Below are 17,553 nucleotides of genomic sequence, written 5' to 3'. Positions count from 1 at the left end.
AGCAGATTGACGCCGCGCAGGATAAACGGCGTGATCAGCGCGCCCTCGATCACAGCGCCCCCGGCCAGACCGATGGCGGCGACCGATGCGCCGTAGTGCATCTGTTTCAGCACCCGGCCCAGCATCGCGCCCGCCACCGCATCGACGCAACCGCCCCAGACCTCTGCCTCCAGCGGTTTGCGGGTCACCTCGGTCAGATCCTCGCGGGGGACAATCTGCGTCGCGCCAAGGCCGCGCAGATAGTCGCCCTGCTCCGGGCGTCCGGTGACGGCGGCAACCTCGTGCCCCAGCTTGGCCAGCAGCGCGGTGGCGACCGATCCGACACCACCAGCCGCCCCCGTGACCAGCACCGGCCCGTCCTTGATCCCCTGATCCTCCAGCGCCATCACCGCCAGCATCGCGGTCAGACCGGCGGTGCCCACGGCCATCGCCTGTCGCGGTGTCAGCCCCTCGGGCAGCGGCACCAGCATATCCGCCTTGACGCGGGCCTTTTGCGCGTAACCGCCCCAGCGGTTTTCACCCACGCGCCAGCCGGTCAGCACCACCTTGTCGCCGGGTTTGTAGCGGTCGTCGTCGGACGCCTCGACCGTACCGGCAAAGTCGATGCCGGGCACATGCGGATAAGTGCGCACCAGACCGCCGCCCGGCCCGATGCACAGCCCGTCCTTGTAGTTCACGGTCGAATACTCGACGGCGACCGTTACATCGCCCTCGGGCAACTGGTCCTCACGGATCTCTTGCACAGAGGCAGAGGTTTTCCCGTCTTTGTTCTTTTCAACTAGCAGAGCCTTGAACATCATGTCTTTCCTATAACCAGAATTTTTCGTGAACGGTGGCGGGGCGCGCGCCATCCAGGGCCTCGACCGTCAGGGTGTTGCCCTCGTCCCAATGGGTCATGCGCACCATGCCAATGGCGACGTTGGTGTTGAAATCCGGCGACCACGCCGCCGAGGAAACGCGCCCCACCGTCTTGTCCCCCGACTTGAGCGGCCACCAGCGGTCACAGCCCGGCACCGGATCGCCGCCGATGGCGATGGCGCGGATCTGTTTGACCGGCCCTTCCTTGGCGACCCGCAACAGCGCGTCCCGCCCGATGCAGCCGATCGCCGTCTGGGTGTTGCAGAACCGGCCCAACCCGCATTCATGCGGCGTGTTGTCGTCGGTCATGTCGTTGCCGTAGGACAGCAATCCCGCCTCGATCCGCTCGATCAGGTTGGGACAGCCCGCATGGACGTCCAGATCGCGGCCCGCCTCCATCAGGGCGTGCCACAGCGGCATACCGATATCGTCGCCCTCGACGTAGATTTCAAACCCGCCTTGCTTGGAATAGCCAGAGCGCGCGACCACCATGTCGCGGCCCTGAAAATCCAGATGCATGAAGCGGAAAAACCGGATGTCGCGCACCACGTCGCCAAAGACACGCGCCATCAGATCATCCGCCTTTGGCCCCTGAATGGCCAGCGGCGACACGTCCGGTTCATCGACCAGCACGTCAAGACGATAGCCAAAGGCCAACCCCTTGATCCAGAACAGCAGATCGCTGTCGGCAATGGAAATCCACCAGCGGTCCTCGGCCAGTTTCACCGCCACCGGATCGTTCAGCATCCCGCCGGTCTCATCGACGATGGGGATGTAATAGCACTGTCCCGGCAACATCGACCGCAGGTCTCGCGGCGTCAGCAGCTGCACCAGCCGCCCGGCATCGGGGCCGCGCAGTTCGACCTGCCGTTCGCAGGCCACGTCCCAAATCTGCACCGCGCTTTTGAGATGGCGGTAATCCTCTTCAATGGACCGGAACATCGTCGGCAGCAGCATGTGGTTATAGACGGTATAGGCCTTGACGCCCGCCGCCTCGACTCCGTCAGAGAAGGGGGTGCGCCGCAGGCGGCGGGAAGGGGAAAGAAGGGCCATCTGCCATTACTCCAAGGCGGTGATGATGGGGGGGTCAGCGCGGGCCGCGCCAGTCGATCTGGCAGATCTCGGCCGAGCGGCCGTCAAAGTCCCAGACCCGGCCATGGGCGCGCACGCGGCCCTTGGTGGCGGTGGCGACGGTGATGTCCGATCCCATCCAGTAGTCGGTGTTGCTGACCACGGTTTCCTTGCCGCTGGCATTGGTCACCGGCACGATTTCGCCTTGGATCTTTTTGCCGACCATCAGGCGGCGGGCGCTGCCCTCTGTCTCAAAGCTGACCGGGGCGCGTTCGGCCCCCAGAAATTCGCTGACCAGCATCCCGAACAGGCCGGTGGTGCCGCGTGCCGCGCCGCTGAAGATCGCGACCAGCGCGTCAAAGGCGGCCTCGCTGGCGGTGTCGTCGATATAGGCGGCGGCCTTCCAGTTGCCGCGCCCCATGTTGCCGGGAATGTCCATGATCATCCCCACGTTCAGGCCAGACAGATCGGTGTCGCCAAAGGCCCCTTCGTCGATGCGGATGCCGACCCAGGCCTGACAGTAGCCCTCGGTCGGGGGGTGTTTGCCAAGGCTGACCACGCAGGGGCAAAACACCGTGCAGTTGCAATTCAGGATCAGCTCTCCCTTGAGCGTCCAGTCGGGAATCGTGGTGGCGTCGAGGGCCATCGGCGGTCTCCTTGGTCTTAGAGAAACAGGGGGGTAATCGGGGGTCAGAAAAACGGCACCGCCAGCCCGGCGGCGATCAGCCCCGCGCCCAGCGGTTTGGTCAGATAGCGCCCGAGGTCGGGCAATTTTTCCAGCGTCATCAGCAGCATCGCCACCCCCATGAAGGCAAGGTTCATGGTGCCGCCGACAAAGCCCAGCAGCATCAGGGCCCAGCAACAGCCGATGCAATCCAGACCCAGACGCAGCCCGTTGCGGAACGGGCCTTCGTCCCAGTGCTGCATGAAAAAGGTCAGCGGCGCGCGGCAGCGCGACAGGCAAGAGTCTTTCAGGGCGCTGAACTGGTACGCCCCCGCGCCGATCAGCAGCGCCATGGTCAGCGGCACCGACAGGCTTTGCCCCAGCGCGCCGACCAGCCCCAGCCGGAACAGCGCGACCTGCGCGCCGGCGGCCAGCGCCGAAAATCCCAGCCACGCGGCCAGGTAGCCGCCCAAGAGCTTGCCAAAGCCGGTCTGCGCCACATTGGACAGGTCGTCATAGGTGGCCAGCGCGGGCAGGGCGGTGGGGGCCATCATCGCCGCGCCCATCAGCGCCCACATGGCAAAGGCCGCGACAAAACCAGAGGCCCCGAAGGCCCCGCCACAGAGAACCTCGATAAAGGAGGCGCCATAGGTCGCCTCTAGCGTGCGCAGATCACCGGGCACCGCCATCCAGAACAGCAGGCCCCAAGCCACCAGAAGGCCCGCGAAAAAGGCCAGCCAGTGCGCGCCGCGAAGCGATCTGATACGCAGTGCAAGCAAGGGGCCTCTCCTCTTCCCGACCACCGATCCGGGGCTTGCGCTTAAACTGCCTGACAATTAAATGTAAGACAAATGAAAAGAAGCAAAGAAAAGCAGCGCCCTGACCTGCCCGCGCAGATTGCCAAGGCGATCCGGGACGCGATTCTGTCGGGTGCGTTGATTGCCGATGACCGCTTGCCATCCGAATCGGATCTGGCCGAGACGTTTCAGGTGTCGCGGCCCACGGTGCGCGAGGCGCTGAAACGGCTGGCGGCGCAATCGCTGATCCGCACCGAACGGGGGGCCTTTGGCGGGGCCTTTGTCCGGCGGCTGTCCTATCCAGAGGCGCAGGTGTCCCATGCCAGCACCTCGACCCTGCTGCTGACCATCAACGAGGTCGATTTCGACGTCGCCTGCGAGGCGCGCTATGCGCTGGAGAAATCCTGCACCGCGCTGGCGGCGGCCCGCCGCAGCGCCGAAGATCTGGCGACCATGCGGGCCGAGATCCACCGCCAGACCCAGCCCGCGCTCAGCGATGAGGCGTTCTGCGCCTCGGACGTGGCATTGCACCGGGCGCTGGTGGACGCGGCGGCGAACCCGATCCTGTCCTATCAACTGGCCGGGGCGGTCGAGGCGATGCAGCCGCTGATGAACATGATCACCTTTGGCACCCGGTCCCGCGCGCAGATCGTCGATCTGCACACGCAACTGGCCGACGCCATCGAGGCCCGCGACGCGGCGGCGGCGGACCGGGTGCTGATGGATCTGGAACGCTATACCCTGGAGCTTGGCAAAGGGGTCATCGCCTCGCGGACCGGGGCGCGCGCGCGGCACTGACCGAGCCGAAGGCGGTTTTGACAGGTTCCGGACCATCGGAAATTTTGCCCCGCGGCCCCCACGTCCGACCGGGCGGCCCTCCTGCCCAAGACCGGTGGACTGTCGGCAAACCCGAATTTCTATCCATCATGCATCCCGGCAGGTCTTGCGACTTAGCCTGGCGGGTTTTCCCTCCGCTGAGGCGCGCCTCAGGTCACTCCGGCGCGCAGCAGCACGCTCACCGCGCTGTCGAAATGCTCGGACATGGCGGCTTCGGCGCGGCTGGCGTCCTGCGCCATGATCGCGGTCGCGATGCGTTCATGGCACTTGATGTTGTCCCGGCGGTTCTGGTGGGTCGCGCGTGAGCGCCACCCGATGGCCCAGGTCTGTCGAGTGATGATCCAGAAGCTGTCGACCAGCATGGCATAGAGATGATTGCCGGAGGCCTTGGCGATGAGCGAATGAAAGCGGATGTCCAGCTCCATCAGCTCGGTGTGGCCGCCTTCGAGCGCCGCGAACATGCGGGCGGTGAGGTTCAGCAGGTCCGTCGCCTCGGCGTCGCTGCGGCGCATCGCGGCCAGCCCAACGGTGCGCATTTCCAGCGTCCTGCGCACATCCAGCACCTGCTGGATGCTCAGCCCCCGGCTATAGGTCGCGTGGTCAAGCACGAGGCTCAGGGCCGAGGCGTCGGGCAGGGCCACCCGCGCCTTGCGCGACCCTCCGATGTCGAGGATTCGCAAGGTGGCCAGACCGCGCAGCGCCTCGCGCGTGACCGGGCGCGAGACACCCAGATGCTCGGCAAGTGCCGCCTCTGACGGCAGCGGATCGCCCGGTCGCAACCCCTGAGCGCGGATCAGGTCGCGGATGCCCTTCATGGCCATTTCGGCCAGTCCCGGCCCGGTGGATATGGGAGTCGTCACGACATGCCTCTTTCGCTTTGGTTTGGGCGATTCCTTGCAGCCAGGGGCAGCCGCAAGCGTCTGGTGCCATTCTTCGCCTTTATTGTCTGACAATCAATCGGTAATTGTCATAAAATATTGTTGCGCCGGAACCTGCCCGATAGGGTGCCCGCTGACGAATGCTATCGGCCCGACCGGGCGCGAAGGGAGGACATCCGACGTGAAGATCACCGCAATCCGCACCTATCGTGCGGAGGAATTCGCCAATGTGCTTTGGGTCCACGTGGAAACCGATGCCGGGATCACCGGCCTTGGCGAAACCTTTTACGGGGCCGAAGCCTGCGAGGCGCATATCCACAACACGCTTGCCGTGCGGCTGCTGGGTCAGAACCCGCTGAACATCGAGGCGCTGCACAAGGAAATGGTCAGCCTGCCCAATGCGCAGGCCAGCACGGGTGTGGAATACCGCGCCGCCTCTGCCATCGACATCGCGCTGTGGGACATCTTTGGCAAGGTGGCGGGCCAGCCGGTGCACGTGATGCTGGGCGGGCAGTCGTGGGACAAGGTCCGCGTCTACAACACCTGCGCCGGCACCCGTTATGTGCGCACCAACAAGATCAAGCCGGTCGACACATGGAACCGCGACGAAGGCCAATACGAGGATCTTGACGCCTTCATGACCGACGCGGGCGCGCTGGCCGAGGATCTTCTGGACAAGGGCATCACCGCGATGAAGATCTGGCCCTTCGATCCGCCCGCAATCGAAAACAAGGGCATGTTCATCACCGCAGACCAGATGAAGGCGGCGGTGAAGCCGTTTGAGCAGATCCGCAAGGCTGTCGGCGACCGGATGGAGATCATGGTCGAACTGCATTGCCTGTGGAACCTGCCGGTGGCCAAGGACATCGCCCGCGTGCTGGAGGACTACGCCCCGCGCTGGTACGAAGACCCGATCCGCATGAACAACGCGCAGGCGCTGGCGGAATTCGCGGCCTCCACCTCTGTCTGGACCTGCGCGTCGGAAACGCTGGGGTCGCGGTTCGCTTACAAGGAATATCTCGACCGCGACGCCGCGCATGTGGTCATGGCCGACCTGTGCTGGACCGGCGGGCTGACCGAGGGCCGCAAGATCGCTGCCATGGCGGACACCTATCACCGCCCCTTCGCGCCGCATGACTGCATCGGGCCGGTGGGCTTTGCCGCCGCGATCCACATGTCGTTCAGCCAGCCCAACACGCTGATCCAGGAATCGGTGCGGGCCTTTTACAACGGCTGGTATCGCGAACTGGTGACAGAGGTGCCGCGCATCGAGAACGGTTACGTCTACCCGATGGAGGGCCCCGGCCTCGGCACCGAACTGCACCCCGATTTCTTTGCCCGCGGCGATCTGACAACACGCATCTCGGAGGTTTCATGAGCCATCCCCTTTTCGATCTGACCGGCAAAACCGCCTTGATCACCGGCTCTTCGCGGGGTCTGGGCCGGGCCTTTGCCGAGGGTCTGGCACAGGCCGGCGCGCGCATCGTCCTGAACGGTGTGAATGCCGACCGGCTGGAGGCCGCCGCGCAGGAGATGCGCGCGCAGGGGTTCGAGGTTCTGACCGCGGCCTTTGACGTGGCGGACGAGGTGGCCATCGTCGCGGCGTTCGAGGCGCTGGACGCCGAGGGCATCGCCGTCGACATTCTGGTGAACAACGCCGGCATCCAGTTCCGCAAGCCGATGCTGGAACTGGAGACCGCCGATTGGCGTCGCGTGCTCGACATCAACCTGACCGCCGCCTTTGTCGTGGGCCGCGAAGCCGCGAAACGGATGGCAAAGCGGGGCCGGGGCAAGGTGATCAACATCGGCTCGCTGACCTCGGAACTGGCCCGCGCCACGGTTGCCCCCTACACGGTGGCCAAGGGCGGCATCAAGATGCTGACCAAGGCGATGGCGGCCGAGTGGGGCGAGTTGGGCATTCAGGCCAATGCCATCGGTCCGGGCTACATGGTCACCGACATGAACGAGGCGCTGCTGTCGAACCCCGAGTTCGACAACTGGGTCAAAGGCCGCACGCCGATGCGCCGCTGGGGCCTGCCGGAGGAACTGGCCGGAACCTGCATCTATCTCGCCTCGGATGCGTCCAACTATGTCTCGGGGCAGATCATCTATGCCGACGGCGGCATGATCTCGGTGCTGTAACCCATGATGAAAATTGTCTTTTACGGCGCCAATGCCGCCACTTTTGAGCCGGGCCTGTCGGATCTTCTGGACATGCCGCACGAGATCATCGTGATCTCGGACGCGGCGCGTGGTCCGGGCGAGGCGGCGGCACTGGCCGAGGCCGACGTGGTCGTCGGGGTGCATTACACAGGCTCGGGCGTGCGGAATGCGCGGCTCTTTCAACTGCCCGCCGCGGGCTATGACAAGGTCGACATGGACGCGCTGCCTGCGGGCTGCGCCGTCTGCAATGCCTTCGGCCACGAAACCGCCATCGCGGAATACGTGATGACCGCGCTGTTGTCGCGGCATGTGCCGCTGGCCGATGCGGATGCCCGGCTGCGGCGCGGCGACTGGCACTATTGGGCCGGCGGCCCGGACGGGCTGCGGACCGAGCTGGGCCAGCAGAGCATCGGCATCGTCGGCCATGGCCATATCGGCAAGGCGGTCAAGGACCGCGCGCTGGCCTTTGGCATGACGGTGCATGTGGCGAACCGCTCGCCGGTCGGGGATGCGCGGGTCACGGCGCACGGGCTGGACGCCTTGGCAGAAATGATGGGGCAAGTCGATATCGTCCTGAACACCCTGCCGCTGACCGACAGCACCGCCAGCCTGATCGGCGCGGCCGAACTGGCCGCGATGGCCGATGGCGCGGTCATCATGAACGTCGGGCGCGGCCCGGTCATCGACGAGGACGCGCTGTTTGCCGCGCTGAAGGACGGGCGTCTGAACGCCGTACTGGATACGTGGTACGTCTACCCGTCGCAGGACGATCCGACACCGCAGCCGTCAAAACATCCGTTCGGCGCTCTGCCGAACGTCACGATCACCCCGCATATGTCGGGCTGGACCACCGGCACCATCGCGCGCCGGACCGCCACCGTGGCGGAGAACACAAATCGGCTGGCGCGGGGCGCGGCATTGCTCAATCTTCTCAGGGAGCCGCGATCATGAAGGCTGTGGTCCTCCATGCGGAACGCGATCTGCGCGTCGAGACGATCGAACCGGCGGCACAGCCCGGTCCGGGCGAGGTGCAGGTGCGTGTCGTCAATGGCGGTATCTGCGGGTCGGACCTGCACTACTACCTGCACGGCGGGTTTGGTGCGATCCGCCTTCGGGAACCGTTGGCCCTCGGGCACGAGGTTTCGGGGGTGATTGCCGCCGTGGGTGACGGGGTCGCGGGTCTGGCTGTCGGTGACAAGGTGGCCGTGAACCCCTCGCGCCCCTGTACCCGCTGCGCATACTGCCTGCGCGGCCAGCCGAACCAATGCCTCGACATGCGTTTCAACGGCTCGGCCATGCGGATGCCGCACGAACAGGGCCTGTTCCGCGAGGCCCTGACGCTGCCCGCGTCGCTGGTCGAACGGTTCGCGCCGGATGCGGACCTGGCCTTTGCCGCGATGACCGAACCGCTGGCCGTCTGCCTGCACGCGGTGCGGCAGGCCGGGTCGCTGGTCGGCAAAACGGTGCTTGTGGCGGGCTGCGGACCTATCGGCTGCCTGACGATTGCCGCCGCGCGGCTGGCCGGGGCGACGCGGATCGTCGCCGCTGACATCTCGGACACGCCGCTTGGGGTGGCCCGCGCGATGGGGGCGGACGAGACGATCAACCTGGCCTCCGCGCCCGGCGCGCTGGAGCCGTGGCAGACCGACAAGGGCCAGATCGACGTCGGTTTCGAATGTTCCGGCGCGCCGCAGGCGCTTGGCGGGCTTCTGACCGCCACGCGGGCGGGCGGCACGGTGATCCTTGTCGGCATGGGCGGCGATGCCCCGCTGCCGCTGCAACTGACCGTGGCCAAGGAGCTGACCCTGCGCGGCGCGTTCCGGTTCCACGAGGAATTCGCCACCGCGGCGCGGGTCATTTCCGAGGGGCGCATCGACCTCGCCCCGCTGTTGACCGGCGTCCATGACGCCGATGACGCCATCGCGGCCTTTGACCTGGCCGCGGACAAGTCCCGCGCCATGAAGGTGCAAATCCGTTTCTCGGGCGTCTGATACGCCGAGATCAACCCAGAGGGAGGAGACCCCAATGACTTTCAAGACCCTGCTCACCAGCGCGCTGGCCCTTGGCCTGTCCGCCATGGCCGCCAACGCGCAGGACTACAGCTTTCGCTTTCAGTCCTCCGATCCGGCGGGCAATCCCAACTTCGAGTTCCAGCAGGGCTGGACCGAAACGCTCAAGGAAATGTCGGGGGGCAATGTCGTCGTCGAACTGCTGCCCGTCGGCTCGATCGTCGACTACAAGGAAACCCAGGACGCGGTGGGCGCGGGCATCATTGACGGCCATATCACCGATACGTCCTATTTCGCGGGCAAGGACCCGGCCTTTGGCCTGATCGCGAACCCGGTGGGCGCATGGTCGGACCCGTCCGAGATGATCGACTTTGTCGAGAACGGCGGCGGGGCCAAGCTGATGAACGAGCTTCTGAACCCCTACGGGCTGGAATTCATCGGCGTGTCGACCCCCGGCCTCGAAGCCTTTGTGTCCAAGGTGCCGCTGGAAGGCGTGGCCGATCTCAAGGGGCTCAAGGTGCGCAACCCCGAAGGCCTGATCGCCAACGTCTTTCGCGCGGCGGGCGCCGCCCCGGTCAACCTGCCCGCCTCCGAGGTCTATACCTCGCTCGACAAGGGCGTGATCGACGCGGCCGACTATTCGGTCTTTTCCGTGAATCAGGAAGTCGGCATGAACGACGTGGCCAAGCACCCGGTTTATCCGGGCTTCCACTCGCTGCCGCTGGTCGAGGTGTCGATGAACAAGGCCAAGTGGGATGCGCTGCCCGCCGAGGTTCAGGAGATGTTCAAGGCCTCGGTGAAGGAGTTCCAGCAGACCCAGATCAACGCCCTGAAAGAGCGGGACCTTGCAGCGGTCGAGGCGGCGATAGCCTCGGGCGCAGTGACCGTCCACGACTGGCCCGCCGAAGAGCGCGCCAAGTTCCGCGGCATCGCACGCGGCGAATGGGAGAAGCTCGCCAGCCAGTCCGAGATGGCGCAAAAGGTCTATGACGGCCTGAACGCCTACCTGGAATCCAAAGGCTTGATCAAGTGAACCGGACCGGGGCAGGCGTCTCTGCCTGCCCCGCGACCTTTGTGGAGGGAGGACAGAGATGAGCGACATGGCCAAGCGCGCGGCACCAGAGGCGGGCCGTCTGGGACGGATCATCGACAGGGGCGGATATGTGTTCGCTGCGGGCATCGTTCTGGCCGCAGGCATCCTGCTGCTTGAGGTCTTTCTGCGATATGTCTTCAACAGCCCGACGCTCTGGGCGCATGAAACCACGACCTTCCTGTGTGGCCTCGCCTTCCTGTATGGCGGGCTGTTCTGCGTGGCGCGCAACACCCATATCCGCGTCGTTCTGATCTATGACGCCATCGGCCCGCGCGCCAAACGCTGGCTGAACGTCGCCCTGTCGATCCTGTCCCTGATCGCCTCGGTCTTTTTCGCCTTTGCCTGCTGGATCATGGTGTCCAAGGCATTCTGGACGCCCACCGGCAGCTTTCGCATGGAAACCTCCGGTTCCGCCTGGAACCCGCCGACCCCCGCGCTGGTCAAGGGGTTCCTGCTGCTCATCCTCATCCTGATGGCGGTCCAGTTCCTGATCCTCGCCATCAATTACCTGCGCGCCCCCGTGGACAGCGCCCCGGAGACCGACGCATGAGTGCCCTTCTCGATTTCGCCGCCATCGGCATCGGGCCGCTGACCCTGTGGATGTTCGGCCTGATGGTCATGCTGTTGCTGACCGGAATGCCGCTGGCCTTTGTCACGCTGCTGGTGGCGCTGGTGTTTGCACTGGCGGGCTATGGCACCATGGCGGTGCCGATCATCACCTCGCGCATCTATACCTTTGTCGAAAGCTTTGTTTTCGTCTCCGTGCCGATGTTCGTGCTGATGGCCGCGCTGCTGGACCGATCCGGCATCGCGCGTGACCTGTTCGACGCGATGAAGCTGATCGGCGGCCGCCTGCGCGGCGGTGTGGCGGTGCAGACGATCTTTGTTGCGGTGGTGCTGGCCGCCATGTCCGGGATCATCGGCGGCGAAATCGTCCTGCTGGGCCTGATCGCGCTGCCGCAGATGCTGCGTCAGGGCTATGACCGCAAGCTGGCCATCGGCGTGGTCTGTGCCGGCGGGTCGCTGGGGACAATGGTGCCGCCGTCGATCGTGCTGATCATCTACGGGCTGACGGCGAACGTCTCGATCGGGGATCTGTTCACCGCCGCCTTCATTCCCGGTTTCATGCTGGCGATGTTCTACGTGATCTACATTCTGGTGCGGGCCTACACCAATCCCAACATCGCGCCCCCGCCCGACCCGGTGCCCATGCCCGGCGCCGAAAAGATCAAGCTGCTCAAGGGCCTGATCCTGCCCTTGCTGGTCGTCTTCTTTGTTCTGGGGTCGATCTATGCCGGGATCGCCTCGGTGACCGAGGCCTCTGCCGTGGGGGTTGGCGGCGTGCTGCTGTCGACGGTGCTGCGGGGCGAATTCTCGTTCGCCATGCTGCGCGACAGCGCCATGCAGACGCTGGCCACCGTGGGCATGATCGTCTGGATCGGCATCGGGGCGACGGCGCTTGTGGGGGTTTACAACCTGATGGGCGGCATCCGCTTCATCTCGGAGCTGATGACCGGGATTTCCGACAACCCGACCGTCATCGTGCTGGTGATGATGGCGATCCTGTTTGTTCTGGGGGCCTTCCTCGACTGGGTCGGGATCGCGCTGCTGACGATGCCGATCTTTGTGCCGATCATCAAGACGCTCGGCCTTGACCCGGTCTGGTTCGGTGTGCTGTTCGCGATGAACATGCAGGTGTCGTTCCTGTCGCCGCCCTTCGGCCCGGCGGCCTTCTACCTGAAATCCGTGGCGCCGCCGGACATCTCTCTGGGCGAGATCTTTCGCGCGCTGCTGCCCTTCATCGCGCTGCAAATCCTCGCGGTAGGCCTGCTGGTCGCCTTTCCGGGCATCACCGGGCGGTGACAGCCGGGACACGGTTTGAACGCGGCGGCCAAGCGCCGCCGCGTCTCAGGCCCGGTCGACGCCCCCCAATAAGACTTGCCGGACGCGCGGAACTGGGGGAAGACCCGCGCGCGCCGTTATATAAATTACATAAAACGAATTATCAGCGCAATTACAGCGGGCCACGCGGCTCACCCCCAGACGCCCACCCTTTTCCCTGCGGGAGTGAGCCTTTTCGCGCCGCATTTTCAGAGACTTGCGCAGGCTAAATCAACCGCAAAGAGATCGCCGCAAGGCCCCGTTGCCAGAACGACGCGTGCCTCATTCCTACACACAAATGAAATCTTCCTTCACCTATTCATTAAAATTTCGCGCTTCTATGAAGATTTCATCAATGTAATAGTCCCGGAACCGGACGAGGTTCGAATTTGCGCTGGGTTGCAAATTGTCTTGTGCCGTAGACGGTCTACGGTTCGGCCACGGCTGGTATTCATGAGACCAATGGGAGGATATCATGACATTCACTCGCCGCGCGAGTCTGGCACTTATGGTCGGTATGGCGCTTTTGCCTGCTGCCGCTCCTGCGCAGACCGACTATCCGAACCGTCCGATCAAGATTGTCGTGCCCTACGGTGCCGGCGGGACAACCGACATTTCAGCGCGTCAGATCGCGACCATGGCGGAAAAGATCCTTGGCCAGTCCATTGTCGTGGAAAACCAGCCCGGTGCCAGCGGCACCAATGCCATGCGCGCCGTGGCCGCCGCCGAACCGGATGGCTACACCCTGATCGCAACCACATCCTCGCCGTCCTTCGTGACCCCGGCGTTGCGCAATGTGGGCTACAACACGCTTGAGGATTTCACCCCGATCCTCAATTATTCGGGACCGTACCACGGCATTGTGGTGCCGGCAGCCTCTCCCTTCCAGACGCTCGACGACCTGATTGCAGGCGCCAAGTCCGGCGCCGTGACCTATGGCACCGCCGGGGCCATGGGTGGCGCGCACCTGGCCTTTGCCTCTGTCGCCAAGGAAACCGGCGCCAAGTTGCAGCACGTTCCGTTCGACGGCGCGGCCAAGGCCACGGCGGCGGTTCTGGGCGGCCATGTGAACGCGGCGCTGGTTCCGGCCTACCGGGACCTTGTGAAAGACGGTCAACTGCGCCTGCTGGGTGTGCTGGATGGCACCAAAGACCCGGATTTCCCCGATGTGCCGACATTGAAAGAGGCCGGCCTTGGCGCTGAATTCCCCTCGATCGTCGGCATCATGGCCCCGGATGGCACCGATCCGGCGATCCTTGCCAAGCTCGAAGCCGCCTTCACCGAGGTTGCCTCGTCCGACGCGTTCAGGACATTCATGACCGATCTCAGCCAGCCGGTGCGGATCATGTCCGGCAAGGAACTGGCGAAAACCATTGCGGACAACCTCACCGCCTACCGTGAAATCGCCAAGGATCTTGGCAATTGAGCACGGACAGACACCGGGGCGGATGGGCGCGCCCCGGCTTTTTCTCGGTGACGGGCAGCCTGATTCTGGCGGCGGCGCTCAGCGCCCTTTACCTTCTGGACAGCCAGATCGAGGTTTTCGGGTTTGGCGATGCCGGACCGGACGCGCGCAGCTTTCCCCGAGCGGCGCTGTGGCTGCTGGCGGGCACAGTGGCGCTGCGGCTGGTGATGCGCCTGAGGACGCAAGACACCCCTCTTCAGCCCCCGCGTCGCCTTGGCCGGGTGCTGGCCGTCACGGCCTGCACCGGCGCCGCTCTGCTGGCGATGCCGCAATTCGGCTTTTTTGCCGGGGCGGCGGGTGCCGGGATCGTTGTGGCGCTTGTCCTTGGCGAGCGTCGTCCGCTGATGCTTTGCCTGCCTGTGATCGTCGCGGCCATCGTCGCCTACGGTGGTCGGCACGGGCTGAACATCCCGCTGCCTTGACACCCTTCAAGCTTTTATGGAGCGCCTGACGTGTTAGTCGATGCTTTTGTTGAATTGCTGGACCTCTGGGTGGTGGCGGCGGCCCTGATCGGGATCGTCTCCGGTATCATCATCGGTGCGATTCCCGGCCTTGGCCCGACCATGGCCATTGCCTTGCTGATCCCTGTCACCTTCACCATGGCGCCGATCCCGGCGATCATCCTTTTGCTGGGCGTCTACCAAGGCGCGATCTTTGGCGGATCCATCTCGGCGGTGCTGTTGAACGTCCCCGGCACGCCCTCATCCGCGGCGACCGCCATCGACGGGTTTGCCATGGCCCGGCGCGGCGAGGGCGGACGGGCGCTGCGGTTCGCGTTATATGCCAGCGTCTTTGGCAATGTGTTCAGTTGCCTCGTCCTGATGGCTCTGGCCGAGCCGCTTGCGCGGTTCGCGCTCGATTTCGGCCCGGCGGAAATGACCATGCTGATGCTCTTCGCCCTGCTGGTGATTGTCCTGTTCGGCGGCGGGTCCAGACTGGACGCCCTTATCATGGTGCTGATCGGGGCCTGCGCGGGCAGTGTCGGCCTCGACCCGATCAGCGGCACGCCGCGTTTCACCTTTGGCTCCTTTGCCTTCGAAAACGGCTTTCAGTTGATACCGGTGCTGATCGGCCTCTTTGCCATGTCCGAAGTCCTCTTGCAGGCCTTCGACCGAGAGCCGCTGGTCAGGGATACCGCCATGCCGCCGCTGCAAAGTTCTGTCGTCCGGTTCGTAGAGCTGTGGCGGATGCGCGCGACGCTGTTGGTATCGTCTGTCGTCGGCACCTTTGTCGGCATCCTGCCGGGCATCGGGTCCACCGTTCCCGCCTTCATCAGCTACAACCTCGCGCGTGCGCGCTCCCCGGAGGCGGACCGGTTCGGCCAAGGCGCGCCCGAGGGCGTCGCCGCCCCCGAGGCCGCCAACAACGCCGTCACAGGCGGCGCGCTGGTGCCGACGCTGGCCCTGGGCATCCCCGGCGACGCGGTGACGGCGGTGATCCTTGGTGCGTTCATGTTGCACGGGCTGGCACCGGGGCCGTTCCTGTTCCGCGATCACGGGCTCGAAGTCTATGCGATCTTCGAAGCCCTGTTGCTGTCGTCGATCCCCACCGTGATCCTTGGCCTGCTGTTCTTCCGCGTGGCGATCCACGTCACGCGCATCCAGCCGCGCCACCTGCTGCCCGCGATCACCATTCTTGCGGTCTTTGGCGCATATTCCGTCAACAACAGCCTGTTCGATGTCTGGGTGATGCTGGGAGCCGGCGGGCTGGGCTTTCTGTTCCGCAAAAGCAACTTGCCCCTGCCGCCGCTGCTGATCGGGCTGATCCTCGGCGCGCCGCTTGAACAAAGTTTGCGTCAGGCCTTGCTGACTTCCGGTGGCGGCTACGGGATCTTTGCCGGGTCTCCCATCACCGTCGGGCTGGCCGTCTTGATCGTGCTGTCCCTTGTCATCAGCCTGACCCTCACCCTGCGGAAGATGCGGACATGATCACCGATTGCCACCTGCATTCCTTTGCCAGAACCTCTGGCCCTCAAACCGGGGCCTATGTGCCCCCGGCGCGCGACATTCACGACTTCATGGCCGAAGCCGCGCCGCTGGGGGTTCGGCGCGCGGTGGTGGTTCAGGCCTCTGTCGACGGCACGGACAACAGCCGACTGGTCACGGTCCTGAATGCCGATGGCCCCGTCGCCCTGCGCGGCGTGGCGATGATCGACCCGGACACCGCCGACCTGACCTCGTTGCATGCAGCCGGTATTCGGGCAACCCGCATACAGGACCGCGCGCGTCTGGGTGACAGCGCGCTGGCGACCTTGCCGGACATCGCGCGCACGGTGGCCGATGTTGGCTGGCACATCGAACTGAACACGGAACCGCAAAGCTTTGACCGGATCGCCAAGATGCTGCCGACCCTGCCCGAGGGTCTACGGCTGATCCTCGACCATATCGGTCACGTCGACCCCATGGCCCCGGACGCGCTGTGGCGTCTGTTGGACAGTGACCGCGTCTGGGTCAAGCTTTCGCCGACGCGGGTCAGCAACGACATCGGGCGGTATGCGGATCTGACAGGGTTGATCGCCCGGATCGGCGCGGCATTCCCCGAGCAGATCATCTGGGGCAGCGACTGGCCGCATGTCATGACCCCCGCGCCGGTGCCCGAGATCCCGCCGATGCTGGATCTGTGCCGCGACGCGCTCGACTCACGGACGTTCCGCCGTTGCATGTGGGACAATCCCCAACGGCTCTACGGTTTCTGATGTTGCTCACGCTGGACGATTTCGAACCCGCGGCCCGTCGCCGCCTGCCACGGCCCCTTTTCGGCTACATATCCGGGGCCGCCGAGACGGGCACCGCCCAAAAGGACAATCGCACCGCCTTGGACGCCTGGCGGCTGGTGCCAACGGTCCTGCGCGGGGTCGAAGGTCGAACCGCCGCAACCACCTTGCTGGGCGATGACTACACCGCGCCTTTCGGTATCGCGCCCATGGGGATTTCCGCGCTGATGGCGCGCGACGGCGACATCGCTCTGGCCCGTGCGGCGGCGACTGTGGGCATTCCCTTTGTCCTCAGCGGGTCGTCCCTGACCCCGATGGAGCGCGTGATCGACGCCAATCCGGACTCTTGGTTTCAGGCCTATCTGCCCGGCGAAGACGAACGCATCCGCGCCCTGCTCACCCGTGTGCGGCACGCCGGGTTCAGGACGCTGGTGCTGACCGCCGACACCGCCGTTTTGGCAAACCGCGAGAACAATCTGCGCGCCGGATTCTCGACCCCGCTCCGGATCACACCGCGTCTGCTGTGGGATTTCGCGATCCGGCCGCGCTGGGTGCTGGGCACGTTCCTGCCCACCCTGATGCAGGGCATGCCGCATTTCGAGAACTCCTTCGCCACGCGCGGCGCGCCGATCATCTCGAAACAGGCGGCGCGGGATTTTGGGCGCAAGGACCACCTGAGCTGGCGCCATCTTTCGCTGATGCGGGATCTATGGCCGGGCAAGCTGGTGCTGAAAGGCGTCGTCCATCCCGACGACGTGGCGCGCGCCCGCGCGGCGGGCTGTGACGGGGTGATCCTGTCAAACCACGGCGGGCGGCAACTGGACCATGCGATTTCGCCGCTGCGTGTGCTGCCCGAAGCCCGCCGTCAGGCGCAGGACATGGCGCTGATGATCGACGGCGGCATCCGACGTGGAACAGATGTGATCAAGGCGCTGGCTTTGGGGGCGGACATGGTCTTTGTCGGGCGTCCGTTCCTGTACGCCGCCACGTTGGGCCGCGAACCGGCGGTCGCCATGGCGGCAGAGATTCTGCGCTCCGAAGTTCACCGCAACCTTGGCCTGCTCGGGCTGCGGTCCCTGTCCGAAATCGGCCCCGAGATCCTCCACCGCGTCTAGACCGCGCTG

The 17,553-nt window shown here is 65.1% G+C and carries 18 protein-coding genes; 13 read left to right on the top strand and 5 right to left on the bottom strand.

Features of this window, described 5'->3' with window-relative positions; translation table 11 throughout:
- The 4 genes from ACN0S5_RS21650 to ACN0S5_RS21635 all read right to left on the bottom strand — a co-directional run.
- Positions 1-797 (bottom strand): acryloyl-CoA reductase (locus ACN0S5_RS21650; protein ID WP_417211185.1); only part of this gene is annotated, 797 nt, incomplete at its 3' end.
- A 10-nt stretch (positions 798-807) separates the two neighbouring features.
- Positions 808-1,911, bottom strand: coding sequence for a dimethylsulfoniopropionate demethylase (locus tag ACN0S5_RS21645; RefSeq protein WP_417211184.1), 1,104 nt, complete (start codon positions 1,909-1,911; stop codon positions 808-810).
- Between the two features lie 34 nt (positions 1,912-1,945).
- Positions 1,946-2,575 carry a DUF1326 domain-containing protein gene (locus ACN0S5_RS21640; protein ID WP_417211183.1) on the bottom strand — a complete coding sequence of 210 codons (630 nt, stop codon included), beginning with the start codon at positions 2,573-2,575 and terminating at the stop codon, positions 1,946-1,948.
- A 44-nt stretch (positions 2,576-2,619) separates the two neighbouring features.
- On the bottom strand, positions 2,620-3,372 hold the full coding sequence (locus ACN0S5_RS21635) for a DUF2182 domain-containing protein (RefSeq protein ID WP_417211181.1): 753 nt from the start codon (positions 3,370-3,372) through the stop codon (positions 2,620-2,622).
- 72 nt (positions 3,373-3,444) lie between these two features.
- On the opposite strand from ACN0S5_RS21635, the gene ACN0S5_RS21630 reads away from it, so the two are divergent.
- Positions 3,445-4,188 carry a FadR/GntR family transcriptional regulator gene (locus ACN0S5_RS21630; protein ID WP_417211180.1) on the top strand — a complete coding sequence of 248 codons (744 nt, stop codon included), beginning with the start codon at positions 3,445-3,447 and terminating at the stop codon, positions 4,186-4,188.
- Positions 4,189-4,376: 188 nt separating this feature from the next.
- Here ACN0S5_RS21630 and ACN0S5_RS21625 read toward each other — a convergent pair whose 3' ends face one another.
- Entirely contained in the window at positions 4,377-5,087 is a 711-nt protein-coding gene (locus ACN0S5_RS21625; RefSeq protein ID WP_417211178.1) for a FadR/GntR family transcriptional regulator, read from the bottom strand.
- 199 nt (positions 5,088-5,286) lie between these two features.
- On the opposite strand from ACN0S5_RS21625, the gene ACN0S5_RS21620 reads away from it, so the two are divergent.
- From ACN0S5_RS21620 to ACN0S5_RS21565, 12 genes are all read left to right on the top strand, one after another.
- Positions 5,287-6,483 (top strand): mandelate racemase/muconate lactonizing enzyme family protein, encoded by a 1,197-nt coding sequence (locus ACN0S5_RS21620; protein ID WP_417211177.1) that lies wholly within the window; start codon positions 5,287-5,289, stop codon positions 6,481-6,483.
- On the top strand, positions 6,480-7,247 hold the full coding sequence (locus tag ACN0S5_RS21615; protein WP_417211174.1) for an SDR family oxidoreductase: 768 nt from the start codon (positions 6,480-6,482) through the stop codon (positions 7,245-7,247). Before ACN0S5_RS21620 ends, ACN0S5_RS21615 begins: the two co-directional genes overlap by 4 nt.
- Before the next feature lie 3 nt (positions 7,248-7,250).
- Positions 7,251-8,219 (top strand): 2-hydroxyacid dehydrogenase, encoded by a 969-nt coding sequence (locus tag ACN0S5_RS21610; RefSeq protein ID WP_417211173.1) that lies wholly within the window; start codon positions 7,251-7,253, stop codon positions 8,217-8,219.
- Positions 8,216-9,259 carry an L-idonate 5-dehydrogenase gene (locus ACN0S5_RS21605; RefSeq protein ID WP_417211172.1) on the top strand — a complete coding sequence of 348 codons (1,044 nt, stop codon included), beginning with the start codon at positions 8,216-8,218 and terminating at the stop codon, positions 9,257-9,259. Before ACN0S5_RS21610 ends, ACN0S5_RS21605 begins: the two co-directional genes overlap by 4 nt.
- A 34-nt stretch (positions 9,260-9,293) precedes the next feature.
- Positions 9,294-10,310, top strand: coding sequence for a TRAP transporter substrate-binding protein (locus ACN0S5_RS21600; protein ID WP_417211171.1), 1,017 nt, complete (start codon positions 9,294-9,296; stop codon positions 10,308-10,310).
- A 58-nt stretch (positions 10,311-10,368) separates the two neighbouring features.
- Positions 10,369-10,920 carry a TRAP transporter small permease subunit gene (locus ACN0S5_RS21595; protein WP_417211170.1) on the top strand — a complete coding sequence of 184 codons (552 nt, stop codon included), beginning with the start codon at positions 10,369-10,371 and terminating at the stop codon, positions 10,918-10,920.
- Complete coding sequence (locus tag ACN0S5_RS21590; RefSeq protein WP_417211167.1) at positions 10,917-12,233, top strand: TRAP transporter large permease; 1,317 nt, start codon at positions 10,917-10,919, stop codon at positions 12,231-12,233. The genes ACN0S5_RS21595 and ACN0S5_RS21590 overlap by 4 nt, the downstream gene beginning before the upstream one ends.
- Before the next feature lie 493 nt (positions 12,234-12,726).
- Positions 12,727-13,677, top strand: coding sequence for a tripartite tricarboxylate transporter substrate binding protein (locus tag ACN0S5_RS21585; RefSeq protein WP_417211166.1), 951 nt, complete (start codon positions 12,727-12,729; stop codon positions 13,675-13,677).
- A complete protein-coding gene (locus ACN0S5_RS21580) occupies positions 13,674-14,138 on the top strand; it encodes a tripartite tricarboxylate transporter TctB family protein (protein ID WP_417211165.1) in 465 nt (154 codons plus the stop codon). The genes ACN0S5_RS21585 and ACN0S5_RS21580 overlap by 4 nt, the downstream gene beginning before the upstream one ends.
- 30 nt (positions 14,139-14,168) lie before the next feature.
- Entirely contained in the window at positions 14,169-15,644 is a 1,476-nt protein-coding gene (locus tag ACN0S5_RS21575; RefSeq protein WP_417211164.1) for a tripartite tricarboxylate transporter permease, read from the top strand.
- A complete protein-coding gene (locus ACN0S5_RS21570) occupies positions 15,641-16,411 on the top strand; it encodes an amidohydrolase family protein (RefSeq protein ID WP_417211161.1) in 771 nt (256 codons plus the stop codon). Before ACN0S5_RS21575 ends, ACN0S5_RS21570 begins: the two co-directional genes overlap by 4 nt.
- Positions 16,411-17,544, top strand: a complete 1,134-nt coding sequence (locus ACN0S5_RS21565) for an alpha-hydroxy acid oxidase (RefSeq protein ID WP_417211159.1) — start codon at positions 16,411-16,413, stop codon at positions 17,542-17,544. The genes ACN0S5_RS21570 and ACN0S5_RS21565 overlap by 1 nt, the downstream gene beginning before the upstream one ends.
- Positions 17,545-17,553: the final 9 nt, after the last annotated feature.

This window comes from Antarctobacter sp. (assembly GCF_048262615.1).
Lineage (GTDB): Bacteria > Pseudomonadota > Alphaproteobacteria > Rhodobacterales > Rhodobacteraceae > Antarctobacter.
This window is presented reverse-complemented; position numbering and strand designations above follow the sequence as displayed.